Source organism: Mitsuaria sp. TWR114, assembly GCF_007997345.1.
The window spans coordinates 1-1,517 of the sequence record NZ_VOSR01000893.1 but is presented as its reverse complement, the minus strand read 5'-3'; the positions used below and the strand labels follow the sequence as shown (position 1 = coordinate 1,517).

The following is a 1,517-nucleotide window of genomic DNA, read 5'->3' as shown; positions in this document are numbered from 1 at the left end:
TCGATCGACCCGCCCTGCTCCTGCACGAGCGAGCGCGCTTCCACGGAGATGCCGTCGCGTGCCGCGATCGCGCCCGCGGTGTTGACCACGTCGGCCTGGCCCTGGATCACGATGCCGCCCGCGGCGGCGTTCAGCTCGCCGCGATCGTTGCGCAGCTCGGTGCCTGCCTGCAGCGTCACGCCGCCATCGGCGGCGACGCGCGCGTCGCGGTTGTCGATGCGGTCCGCGCTCAGCGTCGCGGCACCGGCCGAGCGCAGCGACGCGCGTTGCTGGCTCAGCGTGCCGTCGGCCTTCAGCGAGATCGACAGCGCCTGAACATCGGCGCCATCGAGCATCAGCTGCGCCGAGCGCGCGGACAGTGCGCCATTGGACAAGAGCGTCGCGCCGGTCAGCGTGAGCGCACGGGCGTCCAGCGCGAGTCCACCAGTGCCGTACTGCTCGATGCTGGCGCCCTGGGCGCTGAAGGCATCGGCGGTGATCGTCAGCGCGGCGCCGTTGCTCGCGAGGCGCGCGCCATCGGCGGTGATGGTCGGCGCCTGCACGGCCATGCCGTCGCCCGCGAGCAGTTGGCCCAGCTGCGTCGCCGACTGGGAGGCGGTCAGCGACAGGCTGCCGGCTCCGGCAACGATCGCGCCATCCGAGGTCATGCCGGCAACGGTCGCGCTGCCGGCTTCGCCGCTCAGCTGCGGCGCCTTGACGTCCACGCTCCCACGCGAAGCGAGCCATCCCGCGTTGCGCACGCCGGCGTTGGACTGCACCGTCAGCGACGGCGTGCCGTTGGCATCGGCCTCTTGCGCGTAGACGGTGCCCGTGTTGTCCAGCCAGCCATCGGCGCGCAGCGTCAGCTGCCCACCGACGATCTGTCCGGCCTGGCGCACGCCCAGGCGGCTTCGGTGCCGACCAGCGTGATCCGCTGTGCATAGATGCCGCCCAGCGCGGTGCTGTCCAGCGCATAGCGCGGCCGCTCGCCACTCGGCGTCAGCGCTTCGCCCGCGCCGTTGCCGGCGGCCGCGCCTTCGACCGTCATCACCTGCGTGCCGGTCTGGATGCGCGCGTCCTTGGCCCACAGGCCCGCGTTGAGTTCCACCGCCCGCGCCAGCAGCGCGGTGTAGTCCGTCTGCGAGCCATCCAGCCCTTGCCCGTCGATGCGGATCAGCCCGCCCTGCACGCCGTAGCCGGCGATGCTGCCGTCGGCGTTGAAGCGCGGCGTGCCCGTCGTCAGCACCGCGGCGCTGGCGTTGATGAAGCCGCCGCCGTCCACCTGGATGCCGGCGGGGTTGGCGATGATCACCTCGGCCCGCTGCCCCGCCACTTCCACGTAGCCCTTGAGCTGGCTGGGCGCGCTGCTGTTGACCTCGTTGAGGATCACGCGCGCGCTGCCCTTGGCCAGCCACGGATTGCCCTGCACGAAACCGCCCAGCTGCGTGCTGGCATCGGTGCGCGAGTTGTTCAGGATCACGCCCTGCCGGTCGACGTCGAACTGGCTGTAGGTGTTGCGCGAGACGCCGGCCGCGCTG

At 72.1% G+C, this 1,517-nt stretch carries 2 protein-coding genes; both read right to left on the bottom strand.

Annotation, left to right across the window (positions count from 1 at the left end; translation table 11 throughout):
* Nucleotides 1-878, bottom strand: an 878-nt coding sequence (locus tag FUT87_RS25420) for a hypothetical protein (protein ID WP_222617289.1), incomplete at its 3' end; no start/stop codon positions are given.
* The coding region (locus tag FUT87_RS25415; protein WP_147242804.1) for a filamentous hemagglutinin N-terminal domain-containing protein at nt 842-1,517 on the bottom strand (676 nt) is incomplete at its 5' end. The genes FUT87_RS25415 and FUT87_RS25420, both read right to left, overlap by 37 nt.